Source organism: Gordonia gummivorans, assembly GCF_022513585.1.
Classification (GTDB): Bacteria; Actinomycetota; Actinomycetes; order Mycobacteriales; family Mycobacteriaceae; genus Gordonia.
In genome coordinates this window covers 19,905-42,605 of sequence record NZ_JAKWBF010000020.1, presented here as the reverse complement: position 1 = coordinate 42,605, position 22,701 = coordinate 19,905, and the positions used below count along the sequence as shown (strand labels likewise).

The 22,701-nt window shown below is 66.6% G+C and carries 19 protein-coding genes and 1 pseudogene; 6 read left to right on the top strand and 14 right to left on the bottom strand.

Annotated elements, in window-relative coordinates; translation table 11 throughout:
• Positions 1-36 precede the first annotated feature (36 nt).
• The gene (locus MKW15_RS15390) at positions 37-1,662 is read left to right on the top strand and encodes a serine hydrolase (RefSeq protein ID WP_240859785.1); all 1,626 of its coding nucleotides are present in this window, start codon (positions 37-39) and stop codon (positions 1,660-1,662) included.
• A gap of 9 nt (positions 1,663-1,671) precedes the next feature.
• Here MKW15_RS15390 and MKW15_RS15385 read toward each other — a convergent pair whose 3' ends face one another.
• Positions 1,672-2,898 carry an NADH:flavin oxidoreductase gene (locus MKW15_RS15385; RefSeq protein ID WP_240859783.1) on the bottom strand — a complete coding sequence of 409 codons (1,227 nt, stop codon included), beginning with the start codon at positions 2,896-2,898 and terminating at the stop codon, positions 1,672-1,674.
• On the bottom strand, positions 2,895-3,518 hold the full coding sequence (locus tag MKW15_RS15380) for a TetR/AcrR family transcriptional regulator (RefSeq protein WP_240859781.1): 624 nt from the start codon (positions 3,516-3,518) through the stop codon (positions 2,895-2,897). Before MKW15_RS15380 ends, MKW15_RS15385 begins: the two co-directional genes overlap by 4 nt.
• A gap of 113 nt (positions 3,519-3,631) precedes the next feature.
• On the opposite strand from MKW15_RS15380, the gene lpdA reads away from it, so the two are divergent.
• Both lpdA and MKW15_RS15370 read left to right on the top strand, forming a co-directional pair.
• Entirely contained in the window at positions 3,632-5,017 is a 1,386-nt protein-coding gene (gene lpdA, locus MKW15_RS15375) for a dihydrolipoyl dehydrogenase (protein ID WP_240859779.1), read from the top strand.
• Between the two features lie 128 nt (positions 5,018-5,145).
• A complete protein-coding gene (locus MKW15_RS15370) occupies positions 5,146-6,018 on the top strand; it encodes a DNA-3-methyladenine glycosylase family protein (RefSeq protein WP_240859778.1) in 873 nt (290 codons plus the stop codon).
• Positions 6,019-6,032: 14 nt separating this feature from the next.
• Here the strand turns inward: MKW15_RS15370 and MKW15_RS15365 are convergent, their stop codons facing one another.
• The 9 genes and pseudogenes from MKW15_RS15365 to MKW15_RS15325 form a co-directional block, all read right to left on the bottom strand.
• Complete coding sequence (locus MKW15_RS15365; RefSeq protein ID WP_240859776.1) at positions 6,033-9,278, bottom strand: BTAD domain-containing putative transcriptional regulator; 3,246 nt, start codon at positions 9,276-9,278, stop codon at positions 6,033-6,035.
• A gap of 106 nt (positions 9,279-9,384) precedes the next feature.
• Positions 9,385-10,191: an ABC transporter permease gene (locus MKW15_RS15360; RefSeq protein WP_240859774.1), complete on the bottom strand. Its 807-nt coding sequence runs from the start codon at positions 10,189-10,191 to the stop codon at positions 9,385-9,387.
• Complete coding sequence (locus tag MKW15_RS15355) at positions 10,181-10,891, bottom strand: ABC transporter ATP-binding protein (RefSeq protein WP_240859772.1); 711 nt, start codon at positions 10,889-10,891, stop codon at positions 10,181-10,183. Before MKW15_RS15355 ends, MKW15_RS15360 begins: the two co-directional genes overlap by 11 nt.
• A 17-nt stretch (positions 10,892-10,908) precedes the next feature.
• A complete protein-coding gene (locus MKW15_RS15350; protein WP_240859767.1) occupies positions 10,909-11,385 on the bottom strand; it encodes a hypothetical protein in 477 nt (158 codons plus the stop codon).
• 36 nt (positions 11,386-11,421) lie between these two features.
• Entirely contained in the window at positions 11,422-12,123 is a 702-nt protein-coding gene (locus MKW15_RS15345; RefSeq protein ID WP_240859765.1) for a helix-turn-helix domain-containing protein, read from the bottom strand.
• 53 nt (positions 12,124-12,176) lie between these two features.
• The gene (locus tag MKW15_RS15340) at positions 12,177-12,527 is read right to left on the bottom strand and encodes a cupin domain-containing protein (RefSeq protein ID WP_240859763.1); all 351 of its coding nucleotides are present in this window, start codon (positions 12,525-12,527) and stop codon (positions 12,177-12,179) included.
• A pseudogene (locus MKW15_RS15335) lies at positions 12,524-13,338 on the bottom strand (class I SAM-dependent methyltransferase). The gene MKW15_RS15340 and the pseudogene MKW15_RS15335 overlap by 4 nt, the downstream one beginning before the upstream one ends.
• A gap of 305 nt (positions 13,339-13,643) precedes the next feature.
• On the bottom strand, positions 13,644-14,282 hold the full coding sequence (locus MKW15_RS15330; protein WP_240859761.1) for a class I SAM-dependent methyltransferase: 639 nt from the start codon (positions 14,280-14,282) through the stop codon (positions 13,644-13,646).
• A gap of 1 nt (position 14,283) precedes the next feature.
• Entirely contained in the window at positions 14,284-14,823 is a 540-nt protein-coding gene (locus MKW15_RS15325; RefSeq protein ID WP_240859760.1) for a carboxymuconolactone decarboxylase family protein, read from the bottom strand.
• 66 nt (positions 14,824-14,889) lie between these two features.
• On the opposite strand from MKW15_RS15325, the gene MKW15_RS15320 reads away from it, so the two are divergent.
• Positions 14,890-15,345 carry a MaoC family dehydratase gene (locus MKW15_RS15320; protein WP_374247269.1) on the top strand — a complete coding sequence of 152 codons (456 nt, stop codon included), beginning with the start codon at positions 14,890-14,892 and terminating at the stop codon, positions 15,343-15,345.
• A 29-nt stretch (positions 15,346-15,374) separates the two neighbouring features.
• Here the strand turns inward: MKW15_RS15320 and MKW15_RS15315 are convergent, their stop codons facing one another.
• From MKW15_RS15315 to ramB, 3 genes are all read right to left on the bottom strand, one after another.
• Positions 15,375-16,772, bottom strand: coding sequence for a lipase family protein (locus MKW15_RS15315; protein ID WP_240859758.1), 1,398 nt, complete (start codon positions 16,770-16,772; stop codon positions 15,375-15,377).
• Positions 16,773-16,968: 196 nt separating this feature from the next.
• A complete protein-coding gene (locus MKW15_RS15310) occupies positions 16,969-18,384 on the bottom strand; it encodes a lipase family protein (RefSeq protein ID WP_374247266.1) in 1,416 nt (471 codons plus the stop codon).
• A 127-nt stretch (positions 18,385-18,511) separates the two neighbouring features.
• Positions 18,512-19,939 (bottom strand): acetate metabolism transcriptional regulator RamB, encoded by a 1,428-nt coding sequence (gene ramB / locus MKW15_RS15305; protein ID WP_240859757.1) that lies wholly within the window; start codon positions 19,937-19,939, stop codon positions 18,512-18,514.
• 93 nt (positions 19,940-20,032) lie between these two features.
• On the opposite strand from ramB, the gene MKW15_RS15300 reads away from it, so the two are divergent.
• Both MKW15_RS15300 and aceA read left to right on the top strand, forming a co-directional pair.
• Positions 20,033-20,752: a hypothetical protein gene (locus MKW15_RS15300; RefSeq protein ID WP_240859751.1), complete on the top strand. Its 720-nt coding sequence runs from the start codon at positions 20,033-20,035 to the stop codon at positions 20,750-20,752.
• A 462-nt stretch (positions 20,753-21,214) separates the two neighbouring features.
• The gene (gene aceA, locus MKW15_RS15295) at positions 21,215-22,510 is read left to right on the top strand and encodes an isocitrate lyase (RefSeq protein WP_240859749.1); all 1,296 of its coding nucleotides are present in this window, start codon (positions 21,215-21,217) and stop codon (positions 22,508-22,510) included.
• Positions 22,511-22,701: the final 191 nt, after the last annotated feature.

Sequence of the window (22,701 nt, the reverse complement as noted above, 5' to 3'; positions counted from 1 at the left end):
CTTCCGAGCGAGGGTCGGAGATATCAGGAGGGCGCCATGTTGGCCGTAATCCGTCCCGAAACCCGACATCGACGGCGCTGGCCGCTGGTCGCGACCAGTGTGCTCGCCGTCGCCGTGCTGGCCGCGGCCTGCGACTCCGGTTCCACGTCGTCGCCCAGCAGTTCCGCGGTCCCGGCGTCGGAGGAGAATCCCAACGCCCAGGTCGAGGGTGCGCTGCCGGACAACGCGGTCGCCGACGCGGTGTCCAAACTCGACGGTCTCGTCCAATCGATGATGCGCGACACCGGTATACCCGGTATGGCCGTGGCGGTGGTGTCGGGCGGGGAAACCAAGTACGCCAAGGGATTCGGGGTCGCCGATGTCACCACGGGTGCCTCCGTCAACGCCGACACCGTCTTCCCGCTCGCCTCGATGTCCAAGTCCATCGGTTCGACGGTGATCGCGTCGCAGGTCACCAACAAGACCGTGTCGTGGGACGACCAGGTGGCGGCTGCGCTGCCCGGTTTCGCGCTCGCCGACCCGTATGTCACTCGCACGGTCACCGTCGCCGACATGTACACGCACCGTTCCGGTTTGCCCGACCACGCCGGCGACAAGATCGAGGATCTCGGTTATCCCCGGGCGGTGGTCCTCAACCGATTGCGCTACGCGCCGCTGCAGCCGTTCCGAATCACATACGACTACACCAACTTCGGGATCACCGCCGGCGCCGAATCTGTGGCCAACCGGTCGGGTCGCGACTGGGAGACGCTCTCGGAGGAGTCGATCTACCGGCCGCTCGGCATGACGCGCACGAGTTCCCGCTTCCGGGATTTCACGGCACGCGACAACCGGGTCGTCGGGCACGTGCAGGTCGACGGCAAGTGGGTCGTGACGTTCAAGCAACGTGATCCCGACGCGCAGGCGCCCGCAGGTGGTGTCAGTTCGTCGGTCAACGACCTCACCCACTGGCTCACGATGTTGATGGCTCAGGGAACGTATCAGGGCAAGCAACTCGTCGCGCCCGAGGCGTTGTTGCCCGCGATCACGCCGCAGATCGTGTCGTCACCGTCCTCGGCGCCGGACGCGCGGGCCGGGTTCTACGGCTACGGATTCAACGTCTCGGTCACCGCCGGCGGGCGCACCCAGGTGAGCCATTCAGGTGCCTTCGGGTCGGGAGCGGCAACCAACTTCCTCGTGCTGCCCTCGGCCGACGTGGCGATCGTGGTGTTGTCCAACGCATCTCCCATCGGGGCGGTCGAAGCGATCACCGGCGAGTTCGCCGATCTCGTCCAGTTCGGCGAGGTGCGTCACGACTGGCGCACCCTCTACCGGCAGGCGTTCGACGCGGAGAACCAGCCGTCGGGCAGCCTGGTGGGTAAGCCGCGTCCAGCCAATCCTGCACCGGCGCAGGCGCTCTCGTCCTACGTCGGAACCTATGCGAACTCCATGTACGGACCGGCGGTGGTCCGCGAGCAGGGCGGAAAGCTGGTCCTGGCGATGGGTCCGGGTGGTGTGACGACCCACGAACTCACCCACTGGGACGGCAACACCTTCACCTTCACCTTGCGCAACGAGAACGCCGAGCTCGGGTCGATCTCCAAGGTCACCTTCGACGGGCCGCGCATGGTGATCGAGTACTACGACGACGAGGAGAACGACGGGGTCTTCACCCGGCAGTGAGCGGAATGACTAGCCCGCGGGCACCTCGCCGGTGCGCACCGGGCAGCGGGTGTGCGAGTAGATCGTCGGCATGCAGAGGTTGCAATGCGTGCACTGCGACGTGGTCGCCGGGTCGGACGCGATACGCAAGGGCAGGTCGGGTTCGCGCAGCAATGCACGCCCCATCGCGACGAAGTCGAATCCCTCACCCAGCGCGAGATCCATTGATGCGCGGTCGGTTACGCCGCCCAGCAGGATCAGCGGAAGGTCGACGGCCGCGCGCAGCCGGCGGGCGAGTGGCAGGAGGTAGCCGTCGTGGTAGTCGTAGTGCTTGAGGAAGAACGGGCCGGCCGCCTTGAGGCCCCAGTGCATGGCACCGCGGAAGGCGTCGGCGAACGCGGCGCGCGGGGCGTCGCCATGGAAGAGGTACATGGGGTTGAGGAGTGACGACCCAGCGGTCGGTTCGATGGCGTCGAGGTGACCGTCGCGTTCGAGCAGCCGGGCCACCTCACAGGCCTCGTCGATGTTGAATCCCGACCACCGCCGACCGCCACCGCCGGGCTTTCCCACACCGTCGAACATGTTGAGCTTCACCCAGACCGCGGCCTCGTCGCCGACCTCCTCGCGCACCGACTCGGCGACCTCGCGGGCCAGGCGGGCCCGGTTGACGAGCGTGCCACCGTAGCCGTCATGTCGGTGATTGAGCAGTGGCGACAAGAAGCAACTGATCAGATAGTTGTGGCCGCAATGGATTTCGAGACCATCGAATCCGCTGTCGACGGCGATACGGGCCGCGCGCCGGAACTTCACCCGTAGATCCTTGATGTCCTCGGCAGTCACCTTGTGTGTCAACGACATTCCCATCGGCGCCGGGATCCTTGACGGGCCGAGCGCCTTCGCGCGGTTCGACACCGAGTTCGCGACCGGGCCGGCATGACCGAGTTGGGCGGCCGCGAGCGCGCCCTCACCATGGATGGCGTCGGTGAGCTTCCGCAGGCCTCCCATGGCCTCCGGGCGCATCCAGATCTGGTGTCGGTCGGTACGGCCCTCCGGAGAGATCGCGCAGTAGGCGACGGTGCTCATCGCGACACCGCCCGCGGCGACCTCGCGGTGGAACTCGATCAGGTCGTCGGTGACGAGGGCGTCGGGCGTCACGCCCTCGAAGGTGGCGCATTTGATGAGGCGGTTGCGCAAGGTCAGCGGGCCGAGCGGCGCCGGGCTGAAGGGGTCGGATCGTTGGGGGTTCGCGTTGGTCATCGAGTCTCTCCGTGAGTGGGCTGGGCTGATGTCGAGAGGTCTGGTGCCGGGGAGGTGAGGCCCGCGGCGACAAATGCCCGCAGCGCGTCGACCGTGCGCGGCGACGGCGTCGACGGCCCGCCGAAGCGCAGCAGGATGAGTTCGAACGCGAGCGACCATCGTCGGCGCGCGTCGTCGGGAGACAAGCCGTCGACCATGCCGATCAGTACGGTTGCCCAGTGGTCGAGCCGGAACCACGGCTTGCTCCACGGCGCGACGGGATGTGTCAGCGCGAACCTGGCGAGCAAGCGCAGGTGAAGATGGCCGACGGGGTCGTCGGCGGTAGCGACCAGCGGGGTGATCACCGCGTCTACCAGGGTGGCTACCGAATCGGTCGCCGGGTCGATCCGGTCGAGTGCGACGACCCAGATCGGGGCGAGCCGATCCTCGAGGAGCGCGACGGTGAGTTGATCCTTTGAGCCGAAGTGGTAGTGCACCGCGGCCGGATTCGCGCCGGCCGCCGCGCAGATCGATCGCACCGACACGGCGTCGTATCCGTCGGCGAGGAACAGCCGCTCGGCGCAGCGCAGCAGTTGCGCGCGGGTTTCGTCGGCTCGTGTGGGGGCGGTCACACCCGCCATGAGACCACAGAATCAATCATCGTTTCAATCATTGATTGAAAATGCGGGTGGGGTTACCGCCGAGTAGCGGGACGCCATGCGCCGACCCCGGGCCCCGACGTAGGCTGGCAGTCGTGGCTGAACACTTTCAAACAGTTGTATTGGGTGCAGGTCCAGGTGGGTACGTCGCCGCGATCCGGTCGGCTCAGCTGGGCATGAAAACCGCCGTCATCGAAGAGAAGTACTGGGGCGGCGTGTGCCTCAACGTCGGGTGCATCCCGTCAAAGGCGCTCCTGCGCAACGCCGAACTCGCGCACATCTTCAACCATCAGGCCAAGACCTTCGGTATGTCCGGCGATGTGTCCTTCGACTTCGGCGCCGCCTTCGACCGCAGCCGCAAGGTGAGCGACGGCATCGTCAAGGGTGTCCACTTCCTGATGAAGAAGAACAAGATCACCGAGATCGACGGGTACGGCAAGTTCACCGACGCCAAGACCATCGTCGTCGGCGATCGGGAGATCACCTTCGACAACGTCATCATCGACACCGGCTCGACGGTGAAGCTGCTGCCGGGCGTCGAACTGTCCGACAACGTGGTCACCTATGAGACCCAGATCCTCACCCGTGAGCTGCCCGAGTCCATCGTGATCGTCGGCGCCGGTGCCATTGGCATGGAGTTCGGTTACGTCCTCGCCAACTATGGCGTCGACGTGACGATCATCGAGTTCCTCGACCGCGTACTGCCCAACGAGGACGTCGACGTCTCCAAGGCCATCGCCAAGGAGTACAAGAAGCTCGGTGTGAAGGTCCTGACGTCGACGGGTGTCCAGACCGTCACCGACAACGGCGACAACGTGACGGTCACCTACAAGGATCCGAAGGGCAACGACGGCGAGGTCACCGTCGACAAGGTCCTCATGTCTGTCGGCTTCGCGCCGCGCGTCGAAGGTTTCGGCCTCGACAAGACGGGGGTCGAACTCACCGAGCGCGGCGCGATCGCGATCGACGACTTCATGCGCACCAACGTCGACGGCATCTACGCCATCGGCGACGTCACCGCAAAGCTGCAGCTCGCGCATGTCGCCGAGGCGCAGGGTGTGGTCGCGGCCGAGACCATGGCCGGTGCCGAGACGATGACGCTCGGCGACTACCGCTTCATGCCGCGCGCCACCTTCTGCCAGCCGCAGGTGGCCTCCTTCGGGCTCACCGAGGCGCAGGCCAAAGACGAAGGCTACAACGTCAAGGCCACCACCTTCCCGTTCAGTGCCAACGGCAAGGCGCAGGGCCTCGCCGAGACGGCGGGCTTCGTGAAGCTCGTGACCAACGCCGACACCGACGAGCTGCTCGGCGGACATCTGGTGGGCGACAACGTTTCCGAAATGCTTCCGGAGATGACGCTGGCGCACAAGTGGGACCTCACCGCCAAGGAACTCGCCCGCAACGTGCACACCCACCCGACGATGTCGGAGGCACTGCAGGAGACGTTCCACGGCGCCATAGGGCACATGATCAACCTGTGAGCAGAGAGCCATCCCGCTCCCTGAGGTGCGAGGAGCGCTAGCGACGAGCCTCGAAGGGCAGGTGAGACGACAGTGTCAGCTCGCCACGGCTTCGAGGCTCGCTGCGCTCGCACCTCAGCCATCGGATGATGTACCACCGTGAGTGGAATCCGCCGTGGCCGTTGAACATCCGAGCCACCGTCGGACTGCATCGTCGCGGAAGCGGCGACCCGGCGTTCACGTACGCGCGCGACGGATCGATCTGGCGGTGTGTGCACACTCCCGACGGACCGGGCACGTTGACGGTTCGATCCGATGCGACCTCGGTGATCGGTCGCGCATGGGGGCCGGGGGCGTCGTGGCTGCTCGATCGGATGCCGGATCTTCTCGGGGCGCGTGATACCCCGGAAGCGCTCGCGCCTCGCGATCAGGTTGTGGCGCAACTGGTTGCGCGATCCGAGGGTTTGCGGATGGGCCGCACCGATCGGGTATGGGAGGCGTTGGTGCCGGCGATACTCGAGCAAAAGGTTGTGGGACGCGAGGCGTGGCGGGCCTGGCGATACCTGCTGCGGCGCTACGGTGATCGGGCTCCGGGGCCGGTTCCTGATCGGATGCGGGTCCCGCCTCCGCCGTCGGTCTGGGCGCAGATCCCGAGCTGGGAGTGGCATCGCAGCGGGGCCGAACCGGTGCGGATGCGGACGATTCGCGGTGCGACGTCGATCGACGTCGAACGGCACGCCGACAGACTGACCGTCTTGCGGGGTGTGGGCCCGTGGACCGAGGCGGAGGTACGGATGCGCGCCGTCGGCGACGCCGACGCCGTGCCGGTGGGTGACTATCACATCCCGTCACTGGTGGGCCAGACACTCATCGGTGAACCGGTCGACGACGACGGCATGCTCGAGCTCCTCGAACCCTACGCCGGACAACGTGGTCGGGTGGTTCGACTGTGCGAGCTGCACGGCACCATGCCGGAACGACACGGGCACCGGATGTCGGTGCGCGACTACCGATCTCTCTGACACGCGACTACAGGTCAGCCGATCTCGTCGAGCTGGCGCAGGAGATCGGCCCGCACCGTGGCGGCCACCTCCCGATGGTGTGCCGCCGCGGCGGAGTCGCCGATGAGATCTGCGAGTCGGGCGAGATGGTCGTCCATGTAGCCGAATACGATGCTGCCGGAGTTCAATCCGGCCACGGTCCCACTCCACCGCCGGAGTTCGTCGTAGAGTGCGGCGGCAGGCTCGGCCATCTGCAGACGGACCAGGGTGTCTGCATGGAACGCCTCGAGCGCACTCCAATAGTAATCGCGCACAGTGCGATACCCGATCTCGGCGACCGCACGGGCCTCGGTTTCCCGCCCGGCGTCGATGAGGGCCGCGGCATAAACCCAGGCGACCGACTCTGGCGCGGTGTCGTATATCTGTTGAATACCGTCGACCAGATGGCCGATCGAGCCACGATTGAACCCGACGCAGAGCGCCCCGATCAGTTCGAACTGCTCCTCGGCGGGATTTCCGGCGGCCCGGAGCTGCCAGGCGATCGCCTGATAGGGCTGTTCTGCCTTGTCCAGATTGCCGCGGAGGGTATCAAGGGCGGCGCCGAAGGTGGCCTGCACAATCACCAACTCGGCGACTTTGCCGCTCGTCGCGGTCTGCAGCGCCGTACGCATCTCGGCATGGGCGGCGGCGATCTCGCCCCGACCGGCTCGCGTGATCGCCATGAAGAAGTGGGCGACGGCCGTGTAGTCGACGATGCCTGCCGACTCGGCGGTCTCCACGAACTCGATCGCCGCCGGTAACAGCTCCTCGCGATCGTCGGGTCCGGTGGCCGTGTGAACGCGCGCATTCAGTGCTGCACAGAGCAATTCGGGGTCGCCGGAGGCCCGCGCGATCTCGACGGCCTCGCGCGAACAGGCAGCGGCGTAACGTTCCTCGTTGCCTTCGAACTCGGCGACCGCCGTGACGAGAAGGCGGGCGCGGTCGACGCCTTCGGTGTGCGGCAGCATATCTCGCACGGCCTGACTGATGATCGGGTCGAGCAGTCGGTCGGGACGTGTGGTCCAGATCGACGGTGTCCGCCAGGAGATGAGCACGGCCAGTTCCAGCGATCTGTCGCCGACCGTGCGAGCCAGCGTCAGTGCCTGTTCTCGTCGCGCGCGTGCCTCGCCGATCTCGCCGGCATGGGCGAGTGCGGTCACCAGTTCGCACAGTGCGTGTACCGTCGCGGTGCGATCCGGGTCGGCGGCCTCGACGCTGCCGTGGCCGGCCATGGTGTGCAGGTCGACGGCATCGCGCCACAACCCGACAGCATCGGCAGACAGGGTGAACCGCTCCCGGGCAGCCGATTCCACGATCTCCAGCGCCCGGGGCACGGTCGTGGGGCCGGCGCCGAGCGCGGCGTGATAGGCCAACTCGTCAGCTCCGGTTCGGGGGATCGTCTCGAGGATTTCAAAGACCCGCCAATGTAGCCTGCGCCGCCGCAAGGACGGGATGCTGTCGTGGATCGCGTCGTGCATGAGCACGTGGTTGAACCGCACCCGGTCACCGGCGGCGGTCAGCAGTCCGGCCACCACCGCGGAGTCGATGGCGTCGAGCACGGCGTCCTCGGAATCGTCGGGCCACAGCGCGACGAGGGTGTCGATCTCGGACTCGCGTCCGCACACGGCGGCCAGCCGCATCACCGAGACCGCGTCCTCGGGCAGACGTTCGACCCGACTCAGCAGCACCTCGCGCACCCCACTGGGAATTGCTCGCTGCGCCTCCCGCGGTCCACGGGAGGCAACCAGCTTGGCCAATTCCTTGACGAACAACGGATTTCCGTCGGTGCGTGAGCGCAACAGTGCCACCGTGGTGTCGTCGATGGGATCGAGGCCGGCGTCGGCGGCCAGCTGACGGATGCCTATGTCGGAGAGCCCGGCAAGCGTGAGCTGATCGGCGGTGATGGCGATGAGTGCCGCACCGGTGGCGAGCAATTCGACCCCGGCCTCGGATGCCCGATAGGTCGCCACCACCAGGATCGGGTGTTCGGCCAGCCAGGTCATCGTCTGACGCAGGATCTGAAGTGTGGCGCTGTCGGCGCGGTGCACGTTGTCGAGGACGAGGAGCGCTCCGGTGTCGGTGAGTGCTTCGGTCGCCGCGGTCACCTGGCGCGCGATGGCGAAGGGGTCATCAGCGGCCGGACCCTGGCCCAGGGCCTCCACGATCTCGCGCCATGCCCACGCGGTGGGCGCACCGTCGACCTCGGGGCAGTGTCCGATGGCGGTCGTCCATCCTTGGGCGCCAAGCCGATTGACCAGTCCACGAGCCAGTGTCGACTTCCCGCCTCCGGCCTCGGCGGTGATCCACACCATGCGTAAACCGGTGTGACGCGCGGTATCTGCATGCGTCGTGAGCTTCTCCAACTCCGCTTCGCGTCCGGCGAACTCGGTGTATGAAGCGGTCGGTGTGGGCAGGACAGTGGGTCTGCTCGGCGGTGCCGCCGAAGCGAGCGTCGTGGAACCCCCGAGGTTCGGATCATGCTGCAGGATGGCGCTTTCCAGATCACGCAGCGCCGGCGTCGGGTCGACGCCGAGTTCGTCGGAGAGAAACAGCCGGACCGTCCGAAGTGTTTCCAGGGCGTCGGCCTGCCGGCCCAGCCGGTACTGGGCGAGCGCCAGCAGACGGAAGAGCTCTTCGCGGGTGGGGTGGGTGCCACACAGAGAGGGAAGCGTCGCTGCAACGTCCGCGGCGCGGCCGAGTTCGAGTGCGGCGGAGGCACGTTGCTCGATGGCGGCCAGGTGGAGCTCGCCGAGACGAGCGACTTCACCGCGGGCCCAGTCATCGGCGGCGTGCGCGCCGTATGGTTCGCCCTGCCAGAGGGCGAGCGCGGCGTCGAGCTGCGCCAATCGCTCGCGTGCGTCGTCGTTCTGACTGGCGACGACATCGTCGAACTGCCACAGATCCACCGCCGACCGGGACAGCCGCAGCGCGTATCCCGGTGCTTCGCTGATCAGGATGCGCGCGGGCGTCCGCGGTGCTCGGTCGGGTTCCAGGATGCGACGGAGATTGGAAATGTGCACCTGCAGCCCGGCGAGCGCTTTCGGCGGCGGCTCGCCGTTCCAGAGGTCGTCGATGAGGCGATCGGTGGACACCACATGTCCGTTCGCGGCGACGAGTCGCGCAAGCACCGCTCGTTCGCGACGTGACTTGATCTCCGCGCGCTCGCCGTCGACCTCCACGCGGACCGTACCCGACATCCTCACCGAGACGGCGCGAGGCGAGGTCCCGGCGTCCGCCGACATCGCTCACCCTCCTCGCTGCGGCGTCGATCTGAGTTGGGCCGCTTCCGTACAGTATCGCCGTGTCGAGGGTGGCGTGTGTCGTTCAGGTGTGCGAATGGACGTTGCGTCAGCGCCGACGCAGCGTGAGCACGCCGCATCCGAGGACGAAGACGGCCGTGGCAATCGCCGCGACGTATGCCAGTGCGCCGTCGACGCCCCACGGCGGCAGGAACGCGAGTTCCTGTCCGGTGGCGTAGACGCCGTTGAGGAAGGGCATGTACGACTGCAGCGTGTAGCCGTTCGGGATGAGGCTGATCGCATTCTCGACGATGTAGGTCCAGCCGAGAAGAATCGCGACCGAGGTGGCCGGGTGCCCGACGATCGCGGCGAGTCCCACCCCGATGCCGACGGCGAACACGCCGTAGATCGGCACGGTCACGATGAATCGCACACCTGCCGCAGAGGCGATGTCGACGCCAGCGTAAACGCGGGGAAAGACGTTGGGCAGCAACAACATCACCGCAGATACCAAGAGCGCCGAGCAGAGTGCAGCCCACGCTCCGTAAACGATCCACCGGACCAGCGCAGCCGTGGCCGACCGCGGATACAGGTAGCGCGACATCTCGCCCACCGCGCCGCGCTCGCCGGTGGCCTGCGCGAACGTCGCAATCACCGCCCAGGCGATCACGGTGAAGGTGATGACCCAGTAAACCGAGTTGGTGGTCGCCACCGACGTGACCTGGATGGTGCTCGAGATCGACGCGAAGCGCTCGCTCACCATCGCCACTCCCAGCGTGATGATCAGCGGGAGCAGCACGGCAGCCGGGATGGCGCCGAAGAGCAGGATGCTTCGGCGGCCGCCGGATCGGGTGATCTCCGCACGTACTGCGCGTCCGAGTTGGCCAGTGGCGCAGCGCAAACGATCAGTGGCCATGCGTCGTACCGCCGACCGCCGCGACATACGCGTCTTCGAGAGAGGCGTGCCCGACGACGAAGTCGTCGACACCTGCGTCGGCGATGATCCGTCCACGGTCGAGGACGATCACCCGATCGCCGGTCCGGGCCACTTCGTCCATGAGGTGCGATGCGGTGAGCAGGCAGCGGCCCTCGGCGGTGAGCTCGCGCAAAAGATTGCGCAGCCAACGGATTCCGTCGATGTCGAGGCCGTTGACCGGCTCGTCGAGCAGGATCGTCGGTGCGTCGCCGAGGAGTGCGGCCGCCAACCCGAGACGCTGCGTCATGCCGAGAGAGAAGTCGGAGACGCGTCGCGTCGCGGACTCTGCCAGCCCCACCTTGTCGAGGAGTTCGTCGGCCCGGCGCCGATCGACTCCGCCCGCGTCGGCGAGCCCGTGCAGATGGCGTCGCGCGGTGTGGCCGGGATGATGGGCATCGGCGCCGAGGTGGATGCCGACCTCCGTGAGCGGACGACACTGCCGCGCAAGGTATCTGCCGTTGACCCTGGCCGTGCCGCCGTCGGGCCGGGTGATGCCGGAGACGGTGCGCAGCAGGGTGGACTTTCCGGCGCCGTTGCGGCCCAGGAGATACACGAGTTCTCCCGGGCGCACGGTTGCCGACACCTCGTCGAGGACGGTCTGCCCACCGAGGCGGACCGTCAGGCGATCGATCTCGATCATTCTCGTGGCCGAGCGCCTCAGCGGTTGCAGTAGATGTTGAGGCCCACTGTCTTGACGCCCTGGCACAGGGAGTTCGCCGACAGCTTCCAGTTGCCGTCGAGCTTCTTGAACTCGACGGTCATCATGATGGTGGGGCGGCCGACGGAGCCGCTGTTCAGGGTCGCGGTGACGCTGTTGCCGCGCTGGACGAGCGGTCCGGTGACCTCGTTCCAGCCGCGGGGCGCTCGGAACAAGCCGAGGCTGTAGACGGTCTTGGGAACGACGACGGCGTTCATCCCGCCTTCCACGTTGGCGGCCTTGGCCTGGTCGGACGCCGGTGTTTCGACCAGGAATTCGACGATGTCGTTGAGGTCGGCCAGGGTGGGGCGGTCGGTGGTGACCTTGAAGTTCGGCGGGAAGGTCTTGGCTTGTGCGGGTCCGCCGGCGACCAGGACTCCGGTGATGGCGAGCATCAGGGCGACGACGGCGATCAGGGCGGTGCGGAATGTGGACATAAAAAGGAATCTAATCCTCTAAATATGAGGCAACCCTTATCGCTGTGTGACATCCGTCGCCGCGGGTTCTGTCGCGCGCACCCGCGACAGCCGAAGGGTGATCTCGCAGTCGCCCGCGGGATCGGGTACGACGTCGACCAGGTACTGCGACGCCAAGGCGGCAGAACTCGACGCCAGGGTCTGTTCGATGACGCCGCGGGCCACCCCGCGCGCGACTTCGGGATGATGGCGCCCGATGTCCTTGAGGGGGCAGGAGCAGATGCGGAGTTCGTGGGTGCCGAACGCGCTCATGACGATGGACACGCGGAATCCGAGAGCGGTCAGGGTCTCGACCGCGACCGTGATCGGATCCGGCAGTGCCACATCGGCATGCGACGGTGGGTTGAGGCGAGACAGCGCGTTGACGTCGGCCCACACGCGGCCGGCGTCGGCGGCGGCGTGTTCTCGTGCGGCCGAGGTGGAACCGAGTTGTGCCAGCAAGTGTCCGATGAGGTCGTCGACCGGTGGCGCGGACACGGCCCGATAGCCGATCCGGGGTCGGCCGGCGGTCGTCGAGCGTAGTTCGACGGTCGACGCGGCGTCGTCGGACACGAGTTTGTTCAGATGGAAACGCGCGGTGGTCACGTGGATGTCGAGGGCGTCGGCGACCTCGCGCGCATCCACCGGCGCGCCGCGATCGGCAAGGATGGCGAGCACCTTGTCGCGTTGCGCGTTGTCGCGCGAACGGGATGCGGGCATGGGCTGCTCCTGGGGTGAATCTGGGCTGTGTCCAGGACTTTACGGGCTTGCGCTCATCCGGTCTCGGCTACGTCTTCGAGGATGAGCAGGGTGACGACGGCGTCGGTGACAGCGGTGAGCGCATGGGTGACGCCGGTCTCGACGTGGACGGCCGAGCCCGGGCGCACTGTCACGTTCTCGTCGCCGATCGTGAACTGCACCTCGCCGACTTGTCCGAGCACCAGGATGGGGCGTCCGGCCCGATGATCGGCCATCGACTGCCCCGCCCGAAACGACAGGCGGAGGATGTTCACGCCGGTGGCGCGGGCCATCGCGGTGATGTCGGGTCGCGGGCCGGTGCCGTCGCCGGTCAGGTCGGCGAGACCTGTCACGGTGGTCGACGTGCGGGTGTGTGCGGGGCTCATGACTGGTTCGGTTTCACGGCAATGACCTCGATGGCCGCGAGTTGGTCCCGATACTTGGTGAACGTGGCGCGCATGCCGAGGACGCGGCTGCGTGCGTCCTTGTCGCGCAGCACGTTGCGACGAACTTGAGCGTTCGCAGCGGCCCCTCGTCGGCGAGCACGCGCCGCGGCTGCAACAGCGCCATCTTGGCGAAGCCTACCTTCGCGATCTCGAAACCGGCGTCGGTCAACAGCTTTCGCCATTCCTGCTCGGTGAGCGGTCGGGCGTTGACCTTGATCGAGCGCGCGAGTTGTTTGCGGATCTCGGTCTTCGCCTCGTCGGGCAGGGTGTCGGGATGGAGTGCGAGTTCGTGGATGGCGTAGCGTCCGCCGGGCCGCAGCACGCGGAAGGCCTCGGCAACGATGTCGGCCTTGGCCCGGTCCGATTGCATCGTCAGCATCGCCTCGCCGATCGCTACGACGACGCTGTCGGCGTCGAGTCCGGTTGCCGCGGCGTCGCCGGGGATGACGCGCCCACGATCGCCGACGACGTCCTCGGTGAGCCCGGCGGCCGCAGAGTCGGATTCGACGCCCACATAGGTTTTCGGGTTTCGATCGATGATGGACCGTGCGGTCTTGCCGAGACCCGGCGCGATCTCGAGGACGTCGGCGTCGCTCAACTCGGCGTCGTCGAGCAGTTGCTCGGTGAGCTCACGACCACCGGGCCGCAGCACCAGCTTGCCCAGTCGTGCCAGCAACCAGTGACCGGGCATGTCCTCGGTCTTGCGTGCGGCAAACGGCAGTTCATCGTGGCTGGCCTGCTGACCGGACATCACTACTCCTCGGGATCGGCTATTTAGAGGATAGCTCTACTCCAAATGGTCGACAATTCTGGCTGCCTGCTGATAGGTGTCGATATCTCCTCGCTACCCGTGCTGATTGAGTAGGCGAGCCCCTCGGGGCGAGCCGTATCGAAATCCGGTGAGACTTCCATGTCCGCACCCCGTGGTCGCCGACATTCTCGGCTTACGTGGTTTCGATACGGACTCGGCTGGCGCCTCGTCCTACTCAACCACCAGGTGGAGGGCGGCGGTCGACGCATTGGCCCAGGTCAACAGAGGGACACGACTTCGTCGGATCAGGGTTTGACGCCGATAACGTACTGACCCTGGCCGGTGATGGTCTGCTCGACGTCGTCGAGTCCGGCGTTGCGCAATCCGTCGACGATCTCGTGGCGATCGAAGATCCGGTAGCCGGTCGCGCCGGCCGCTTCGCGGACCCCGGGCAGCGCGCTGACCCTGGTGACCACGGAGGTGAAGATGATGACCTCGCCGCCCGGCTTGGTCACCCGGGCGAGCTCATCGAGCACGGGCAGGGGGTCGGGGATCAGGTAGAGCGCCGCGAGGCAGGTCACCGTGTCGAAGGTGTTGTCGGCGAACGGCATCGCGTGTGCGTCACCACGCACGTACCCGGTCTTCTCGGTGGTGTTGGTGCGTGCTGCCTGCGTGAGCATGGGGGCGGAGTAGTCGATGCCGATGCACCGTCCGTCGCCGGTGAGGCCGTCGGCGATGCGTCGGGTGTAATTTCCTGGGCCGCAGGCGACGTCGAGGACCAGGCGCTCACCGGGACGGCACAGGTAGGCCTGCAGGGCGCGGTCGTAGTCTTCGGTCGCGGTGCCGCCGAAGCTGAACAGCCGGGTGAACGTCGGGCGCCAAAGATGTTCGTAGACTTGGGCAAAGAGTGGGTTCTGCATGAACCGCTGGCTCAAGGACTCCATGTCAGACCCGGGTGTCGCGCTGGATGCGCAACGTGTGGATGGTCGTGGCGAGCGTGTCGTACTGTCCGGCCAGCAGGACGAACGCGATCAGCCGGCGATCATCGAGGTGGCGCGTAAGCGCCGACCACGCGGTGTCGGAGATGTCCTGATTCTCGATCAGCTCGTCGACCGCCCGCAGCATCGCGCGTTCCCGATCTCCCCAGCCCGCGTCGCCGGGCCCGGCGAGGATCTGGGCGAACATCGCGTCGTCGATGCCCGCACGGCGTCCCAGGCGACGGTGATGATCGAGTTCGTAGTCGCACTTGCGCAAGTGTGCGACGCGGATGATGATCATCTCGGATTCCTTGCGCGACAAGGTGCCGAACGGCATCAGGCGTCCCGAGTAGTGCAGCCAGGCACGGAACACACCGCGGGTGCGGCCCAGTGTCGAGAATATGCGGGCGTTGTCGACGCCGATCACGCGGGCCGCGCCGCGCGCGAAGACCCAGTTGATGGGTCCCAGATCCCAGAATTCTCCCGGAGTGACGCGAGGGGTGCTCATGGACGCAACGGTAGACTACGACGCCGGACATCCACGAGACCCAGATCACGAAACATGGAGAACGCAATGGCGCGCACATTCACATCCGTCGAAGAACTCACCGCCGCGATCGGCGAGGACCTCGGATCGGGCGAATGGCTCGAGATCACGCAGGATCGGGTCAACGCGTTTGCCGACGCGACCGGCGATCACCAGTGGATTCACGTCGACCCCGAGCGCGCGAAGTCGGGTCCGTTCGGCGCTCCGATCGCCCACGGCTACCTCACGCTGTCCTTGTTGCCGATGCTGGCCGGCGGAATCTTCACGGTCGAGGGCCCCAAGTTGGTCATCAACTACGGACTGAACAAGGTGCGCTTCCCCAACCCGGTCGTCGTGGGTTCACGCATCCGCGCCAACGCGGTCATCACCTCGGTCGACGAGACCCCGGCCGGAGTCAACGTCGTGGTGAAGAACGTCGTCGAGATCGAGGGTGCCGACAAGCCGGCGTGCGTCGCCGAGAACGTGCGCGTGCTGGTTTTCTGACTCGACGGGTGGGGTGGCCGACGTTCCCCTCAGCCCCGGCAGTTCGACTGCGCCGGAACACCCTGCAACCGCGCGTCGAGCCAGGCCAACGCGTCCCGGAACGCGACGAAAACGGTGGTCATGTGTTCCCCAGGGTATTCGCGGTAGGTGGCGTCGACGTCGAGGCGACACTGTTCGGCGAACAGTGATCGGGCCTGGCTCGCCGGAATCCACCATTCCTGCGCGCCGTGATAGATGAAGATCGGCATCGCGGCCTTGTCGCCGGCCATCTCCGTCACCTCGAAGACGTGCTCGGCGGCCGGCGTCCGGAACGGGTCCGGGTCGGTCGACAGCATCTGGGTGGCACCGAAGGTGAAGCCGAAATAGCCCATCGTTCCGGTGCACAGATTCTTGAGGAAGTCGTTGGTGGCGAGTTGCCGGGCGAGATTGTTGGCCAGCGTCAGCAACTCGGGCCGCTCACGCGCTATTCCCAGGATCGCCGCGTGGAAGACGCCCGACGCGAGGTTCGCGTTCATCGCACCGGCCAAAGCACGGTAGTCGGCCGGGACACCGCCAATTGCCGCACCCACGAACCGCTTCGCCACATCCGGTGCATACGACGACGCGAGTTTCGCGGTCGCGTTGGTGGCGATCGCGCCCCCGGAGTAGCCGAGCATCACCAGGGGTCCGGACCCGAAGTTGTTCGGGTCGTAGACGCTTGCGGCCCGGACCGCGTCCAGAACCACATGCGCCGCGACATAGGGCTCCGCATACGCCATCCGTGCACCGGTGTGGTCGGGGACGATCACCGCGTACCCGCGTTTGAGCGATTCCTGCGTCGTCTCCGGTCGTAGGTCGGTGCTGTTGGTGTCGTCGGTCTTCCCGTGCGCGAAGGTGTATCCGGTGGTACAGCGCGTGCCCAGTGCGACGATCGGTGGGTTGTTCACCATGACCGGACGCTTGCCGCGACCTGTCCACGTGGTCGGCGGCACAAACAGTGTGGCGGTGGCGAACAACGGACGGCCGGCAGCGTCGACGGTGCGGAATTTGATCTGCCGTGCATAGCGCACCCGGACCTCGAGTAGAGGCGCGGCGACGGGTGCGACGTCGCGTGTGGACATGATCGCGCCGGGGCGGTACCTCGCCAGGTCTGCGGGCCAGTCGTCGAAGAACCGGTCGCCGGTGGGCGACGGCATGATTGCTTCGCGCAGCTCCTGGAGTGCGCGGTCGGCGCCGGGCGTCTGCGCGCGCATCGGGATCCGGGCGAGTCGCGGAATGTTCGGCGCCGGCACAGCGTCCTCGATGTCGTGGGACAGTTGACCCGGTGCAGGCATGAGATTCGGCGGGTCGGCCGCCGCGGTGGCGGTGGTCGTCGCCAGTGCGACGATCGTGACCGTCGTGACGATCGTGCGCAGCTTCCAACGACGCGACCAGGGTCGACCCGGCATCGACAACTCCTCCGTGCTCAGCCCCCGCCCGGAGTCTAGAGTGTGCCGAGATCGGGTGCACGACAGCCCTGTCGGACATTCGGCCAAGATGGTTCCTGCCAGCTGCGTTGTTGTCTCACCATGCCCTTCGAGGCTCGCAAGCTCGCACCTCAGGGAGCGGTAAGCGGCAGGGAGGTGGATCAGCAGAAGCTTCGCATCACCGACGGCACGTCGACCGCGCGGGGATGCCACGCAGCCGTGCGTCGAGCCAGGTGATCGCGTCCGGGTAGCCGACCATGATGCCGGTGAGGTGTTCGGCGAAGACCTCGCGGTAGGTGGCGGTGGCGCCGAGGCGGCACTGCTCGCGGAAGAGATTGCGGGCGCCTGCCGCGGGGATCCACCATTCATAGGTGCCGTTGTAGATATAAAGCGGCACAACGGATTTCCGGTCGGACATCTTGGTGACCCGGTAGATGTTCTCGGCCACCGGGGAACGGAACGGGTCGGGGTCGTTGGACATCAACTGCATGGGCATGAACGTCTGGCCGGCCAGGGCAGCCGGTAGCACGCACACGTTCTTCAGCGGAGAACTGGCAATCCATTGCGCCGCATGGTTTGCCATGGTGAGGATCTCCGGTCGCTCGCGGGCGATGCCGAAGGTCGCCGCGTGGAACAGTCCGGTCGCGAGATTGGCGTTCATGCTGCCGACGAGCATCCGGAAGTCGGCGGGCACGCCGCCGAGGGCCGCACCGACGATCCGGGGCGCGACGTCGGGTGCGTAGCCGGCAGCCAGTTTGGTGGCGCCGTTGGTGGCGATGGCGCCACCCGAGTAGCCGGTGATGCCGATTCTGCTGCGCCCGAACAGCTTCGGATTGTACGCGGCGGCCGCACGCAGGGAGTCGAGAACGATATGGCCGGCGGTGGTGGGTTCGGCATAGGCCATCCGCGGCCCCTGGTGGTCGGGCACGATCACCGAGTAACCGCGAGCGAGGGCGAGTTGTGAGCTGGGCGGAAAGAAGTCGGTGAAACCCGTTGCGGCACCGAGGCCGTGCGCGAGGGTGGCACCCGGGGTGCAGGCCGCGCCGAGGGAGTCTATGGGCAGGTTGTTGACCAGGATGGGTCGAGGACCGCGACCCTGCCATGCCTGCCTCGGAATCAGAATGGTGGCTGTCCCGAAGGACGGGCGACCGATGGCATCACGGGTGGCGAACTTGATCTGGCGGGCCGACGAAATCGGTGCGGTCACCAGCAATCCGGCCGGCCAGGTCACGTCGCGGGTCGCCAGCAACTCGCCCGGTCGGCGTTGCGCCAGGTCGGGTGCCCACCTGTCGAAGAACGGATCGCCGGTCGGAGTGGGCAGGACGGCTTCGCGCAGCTCCTGGAGTCGTCGACTCATGCCGGGTGTCACGGCCCGCTGTGGAATGCGGCGCAGGTGCGGGTACGGGGGAGCGGGCACCGTGCCGTCGATCGCATGGGGAATCTGTGGCGGAACGCCGATCATGTTGGGCGGGTCGGCTGCCGCGGGCGCGGCGCCGGACACCAACAGGGGAACTGCCAGCACGGCAGCAAAGGTCGAGATCAGCGCTCCGGAACGGCGTGCTGAGATGGTGTTCAGAACACGGTGCACAACCATGAGGAATCCCCTCTGACGTGGGAAATCCCCGCGATCGCCCCACATCTCGGAGGCTAGGACGATCTGCTGGTCAACCGTCCGGGACACGCGACTGAGTCGGGCGACCGTTACGGGATTGTGACGTACGTCACTCCATCTCGGTGTTCATGTACGGCGACACGGTGCTGCGGTGCTCCTGGACCCGCAGGGGTGCGCCCAGCGCAGGAAAGGCGCGCTGTGGACACTTCAGCCGTTCGCACACGCGACAACCCGCACCGATCGGGGTTACCCGAGCCTGCGGCCCGATCTCGAGGCCGTCGGAGTAGACGACGCGTCCGGCATGGCGCAGCTCGCATCCGAGGCCGATGGCGAAGGTCTTGCCGGACTGCCCGTATCGCGCAGCGCGTCGCTCCACGGTGCGCGCCACCCACAGGTAGTTACGACCGTCGGGCATCTCGGCGACCTGCGTGGAGATCTTCCCGGGCGACGCGAAGGTCTCGTACACGTTCCACAGCGGGCAGGTGCCACCGCTCGACGAGAAGTGAAAGCCGGTGGCAGACTGTCGTTTCGACATGTTCCCGGCACGGTCGACGCGCACGAACGACCACGGGATACCGCGAAGGTTCGGCCGCTGCAGGGTCGAGAGTCGATGGCAGATCGTTTCATAGGACACCGCGTAGAAAGCCGAGAGCCGCTCGATGTCGTACCGGAAATCCTCTGCAGCGCCATGGAATTGGGTATACGGCAGGACGGCTGCGGCGGCGAAGTAGTTGGCCAGACCGAGCATGGCGAGCGATCGGGCGTCGTCGCTTGTGAAGTTCCCCTCGTCGATCAGCGCGTCGAGGAGATCGCGGTACTCGAGCAAACAGAGTTCGGTGGCGAGCTTGAACGTCCGCTGCCCGGCGGACAAGGCGGCGGAGAACTCGAGCCGTCGGGTCTCGGGGTCGTATCGGTGCAGGGTGTAGTCGCCGAGGTCGACGCGGCGCACGATCCGGACGCCGTGCAGCGCCTCGAGCCGGTTGGTGATCTCGCGTCGGATGTCCGCCGAGTGCATGCGCATGCGCGCGGTCATGTCCTCGGCGGCGACGTCGAGTTCGTGAATGTAGTTGCGGCGATGCGAGAAGTAGTCGCGAACCTCCTCGTGGGGCGCGGTGATGGTGCCACGCATACTGCGGTCGCCGCGCTCGTCGGTGGCCGCGGCGAGCTGATCGGTGGCCACGCGGTAACGACGGTGCAGGTTGACCATCGCCTGCGCCATCTCCGGGTGGGCCGTGACGAGCGAACTGATCTCGTGGGCGTCGAGCGTGCCTGATGCTGCTTCGACGTCGTCGTCGAGCAGGACCTCGCGGAGTTCGGCCACGAGCCGAACGTCGTCCTGGGAATCGAAGAAGCCCGCGTCGACGCCGAAGGCCTCGGTGATCTTGGTGAGCACCTTGGCGGTGAGGGGGCGAGCGTCGTGTTCGATCTGATTGAGGTACGACGGTGATATGGACAGCGCCTGGGCGAGGGCGACCTGCGACAGCCCCCGTTCGGAGCGGAGCTGTCGGAGCCGTGATCCGACGTAGGTCCTGGTCATCGTGCCTGCCCTCGAAATACGGATGTGTTCTCAGGGTACGGTGACGGCGTGCGGGTGCTCAGGGGGACGACGATTGTGCGGATCCTTCTGTGCGTGATTGTTCTCGTCGTCGTTGCCGGCTGCGGCCGGACGGCCGATGTGCCGGACCGGCGATTGGCGCCGGCCGATCTGCTCCTCGCGCCGTCGGATCTTCCTCCGGGTTTTGTGGTCACGCCGCTCTCGGTTGCCGATCTGGCCGCGAGCAATCGCGTTGCCTTCGACGACGCCAAGACGGCGCGATTCGCGCCCGATTTCTGCCGGCCGACGGCCGACGCCACGCTGAACGACCAACTGCGCGCCGACAACTCGGCGGTCCTGGCAGCTCGTCGACTCAACACGGGGCTGGTGGAGCTCGTGACGACGCAGCGGCGCGACCTGGGTGCCGATCTCTTTGCGACCTCGGGGCGATGTGCCCGGACCGAGACGACCATCACCAAGGGCAACCTGGCGGGAACCCGCATCGTCACCGAGTACACCGCGCTGCCCGTGCCGCCGATCGACGGTGGTCTGCGTTCGGGTGAACGTGCCGTGCTTGTCCGCTCCACGGTCACCACCACGTTGCCCGACCGCGGGGTCCGCACCCAGATCGGCTTCGCCGGGTACGCGTTGCTCAACCGTGCGTCCTCCGGAGAGGTGACCGTGCAGTTGACCGTCGCGGGCGAGGCATCCCGCGCAACCAACCCGCCGACGCCGGGCCTCGCGCCCCTCTCCGACGCCGGCTTTGTCGACCTCTTCGGCAAGGCGCTGCAGAAGGTAACCAACTCCGACCGGTGATCGTCGGGAACTCGGGCCGACGGACATACCGTCGCCCTTGTGAAAATGCTCACACCAACCTCCCGATGGACGACGCGGTGTCCAGGTGTCCCGCACGCCGATGGGTACTCGCGGGTAGCTTCGCGATCGCGAAAAACGCAGTACGCGCGTACTTTTTGGCGTCCGGGGCCCATGTCTTCACACCTCAAGATTTGCAAACTTTGCAAACCGGCGTCAAAAACTTGCCCACTTTTGCATCCTAAAGCGATTGGACCTGCAGGTTTGTCCTATGGCACCCTAGGTGCAGGCACCACCGAGGGATGCCGTCGGTTTCGCAAATGTTCGGCTTTGAGTCACCTGAGCCGAAAGGCTCGCGGACCCGAGCGCGCCGTCGGATGTCTGTCAGCCGATACCCGGCGGCCCCGCCGGGTCGTCCCGACCGAACCGGTCGGGAGGAGCAGGACAACGAAAGCGAAGTAGGCAATGAGCAACGTCGGAAAGCCCCGCACCGCCGCGGAGATCCAGCAGGACTGGGACAGCAACCCGCGCTGGGACAACGTCAAGCGTGACTACACCGCCGAGCAGGTGGCGCAGCTCCAGGGTTCGGTCGTCGAGGAGAACACCCTCGCCCGCCGTGGCGCCGAGATCCTGTGGGAAGGCGTGAACCAGAAGGACGGCAGCTACATCAACGCGCTCGGCGCGCTGACCGGTAACCAGGCCGTCCAGCAGGTCCGTGCAGGCCTCAAGGCCGTCTACCTCTCGGGCTGGCAGGTCGCCGGTGACGCCAACCTCTCCGGCCACACCTACCCCGACCAGTCGCTCTACCCGGCCAACTCGGTCCCGAACGTGGTGCGTCGCATCAACAACGCGCTCCTGCGCGCCGACGAGATCTCGCGCGTCGAGGGTGACGACTCCGTCGACAACTGGCTCGTGCCGATCGTCGCCGACGGTGAAGCCGGCTTCGGTGGCGCCCTCAACGTCTACGAACTGCAGAAGGCCATGATCGCCGCGGGTGCCGCCGGTACCCACTGGGAAGATCAGCTCGCGTCGGAGAAGAAGTGCGGCCACCTCGGTGGCAAGGTGCTCATCCCGACCCAGCAGCACGTCCGCACCCTGAACTCGGCCCGCTTGGCCGCCGACGTCGCCGGTGTCCCCACCGTCGTCATCGCGCGCACCGACGCCGAGGCCGCCACCCTCATCACCTCCGATGTGGACGAGCGCGACAAGCCGTTCATCACCGGTGAGCGCACCGCCGAGGGCTACTACAACGTCAAGAACGGCATCGAGCCGTGCATCGCGCGTGCGAAGTCCTACGCTCCGTACGCCGACATGATCTGGATGGAGACCGGCACCCCCGATCTCGAGCTCGCCCGCAAGTTCGCCGAGGCCGTCAAGTCCGAGTTCCCGGACCAGCTGCTGTCCTACAACTGCAGCCCGTCCTTCAACTGGAGCAAGCACCTCGACGACAGCACCATCGCCAAGTTCCAGAACGAGCTCGGCGCCATGGGCTTCACCTTCCAGTTCATCACCCTGGCCGGCTTCCACTCGCTCAACTACGGCATGTTCGACCTCGCCTACGGTTACGCACGCGAGCAGATGAGCGCGTTCGTCGACCTGCAGAACCGCGAGTTCAAGGCCGCCGAAGAGCGTGGCTTCACCGCCGTCAAGCACCAGCGTGAGGTCGGCGCCGGCTACTTCGACAGCATCGCCACCACCGTGGACCCCAACACCTCGACTGCAGCTCTGAAGGGCTCCACCGAAGAAGGCCAGTTCCACTAGAACTGGACCGCCTCCATTCCGCCTCTCCGGGATTTTGGCGAACTAGTCAGGCGGCTCGCGGCTTGCGCTGCGGACTAGTCCGCCTCTCCGGGGCTCTTGCGAACCAGTCAGGCGGCCCGCGACTACCGTTGCGGGCCGCCTGTCGGTTTGTTGAGGGCTTTGTTCGTACCCGGGGAGTTACCCATGTACTT

Bases quoted from the DNA above. Each gene is read 5' to 3' on its own strand.
- MKW15_RS15390 (WP_240859785.1), top strand. From the start codon at position 37: ATGTTGGCCGTAATCCGTCCCGAAACCCGACATCGACGGCGCTGGCCG.
- MKW15_RS15385 (WP_240859783.1), bottom strand. From the start codon at position 2,898: ATGACCAACGCGAACCCCCAACGATCCGACCCCTTCAGCCCGGCGCCG.
- MKW15_RS15380 (WP_240859781.1), bottom strand. From the start codon at position 3,518: ATGGCGGGTGTGACCGCCCCCACACGAGCCGACGAAACCCGCGCGCAA.
- MKW15_RS15370 (WP_240859778.1), top strand. From the start codon at position 5,146: ATGTACCACCGTGAGTGGAATCCGCCGTGGCCGTTGAACATCCGAGCC.
- MKW15_RS15365 (WP_240859776.1), bottom strand. From the start codon at position 9,278: ATGTCGGCGGACGCCGGGACCTCGCCTCGCGCCGTCTCGGTGAGGATG.
- MKW15_RS15360 (WP_240859774.1), bottom strand. From the start codon at position 10,191: ATGGCCACTGATCGTTTGCGCTGCGCCACTGGCCAACTCGGACGCGCA.
- MKW15_RS15355 (WP_240859772.1), bottom strand. From the start codon at position 10,891: ATGATCGAGATCGATCGCCTGACGGTCCGCCTCGGTGGGCAGACCGTC.
- MKW15_RS15350 (WP_240859767.1), bottom strand. From the start codon at position 11,385: ATGTCCACATTCCGCACCGCCCTGATCGCCGTCGTCGCCCTGATGCTC.
- MKW15_RS15345 (WP_240859765.1), bottom strand. From the start codon at position 12,123: ATGCCCGCATCCCGTTCGCGCGACAACGCGCAACGCGACAAGGTGCTC.
- MKW15_RS15340 (WP_240859763.1), bottom strand. From the start codon at position 12,527: ATGAGCCCCGCACACACCCGCACGTCGACCACCGTGACAGGTCTCGCC.
- MKW15_RS15330 (WP_240859761.1), bottom strand. From the start codon at position 14,282: ATGGAGTCCTTGAGCCAGCGGTTCATGCAGAACCCACTCTTTGCCCAA.
- MKW15_RS15325 (WP_240859760.1), bottom strand. From the start codon at position 14,823: ATGAGCACCCCTCGCGTCACTCCGGGAGAATTCTGGGATCTGGGACCC.
- MKW15_RS15320 (WP_374247269.1), top strand. From the start codon at position 14,890: ATGGCGCGCACATTCACATCCGTCGAAGAACTCACCGCCGCGATCGGC.
- MKW15_RS15315 (WP_240859758.1), bottom strand. From the start codon at position 16,772: ATGCCGGGTCGACCCTGGTCGCGTCGTTGGAAGCTGCGCACGATCGTC.
- MKW15_RS15310 (WP_374247266.1), bottom strand. From the start codon at position 18,384: ATGGTTGTGCACCGTGTTCTGAACACCATCTCAGCACGCCGTTCCGGA.
- ramB (WP_240859757.1), bottom strand. From the start codon at position 19,939: ATGACCAGGACCTACGTCGGATCACGGCTCCGACAGCTCCGCTCCGAA.
- aceA (WP_240859749.1), top strand. From the start codon at position 21,215: ATGAGCAACGTCGGAAAGCCCCGCACCGCCGCGGAGATCCAGCAGGAC.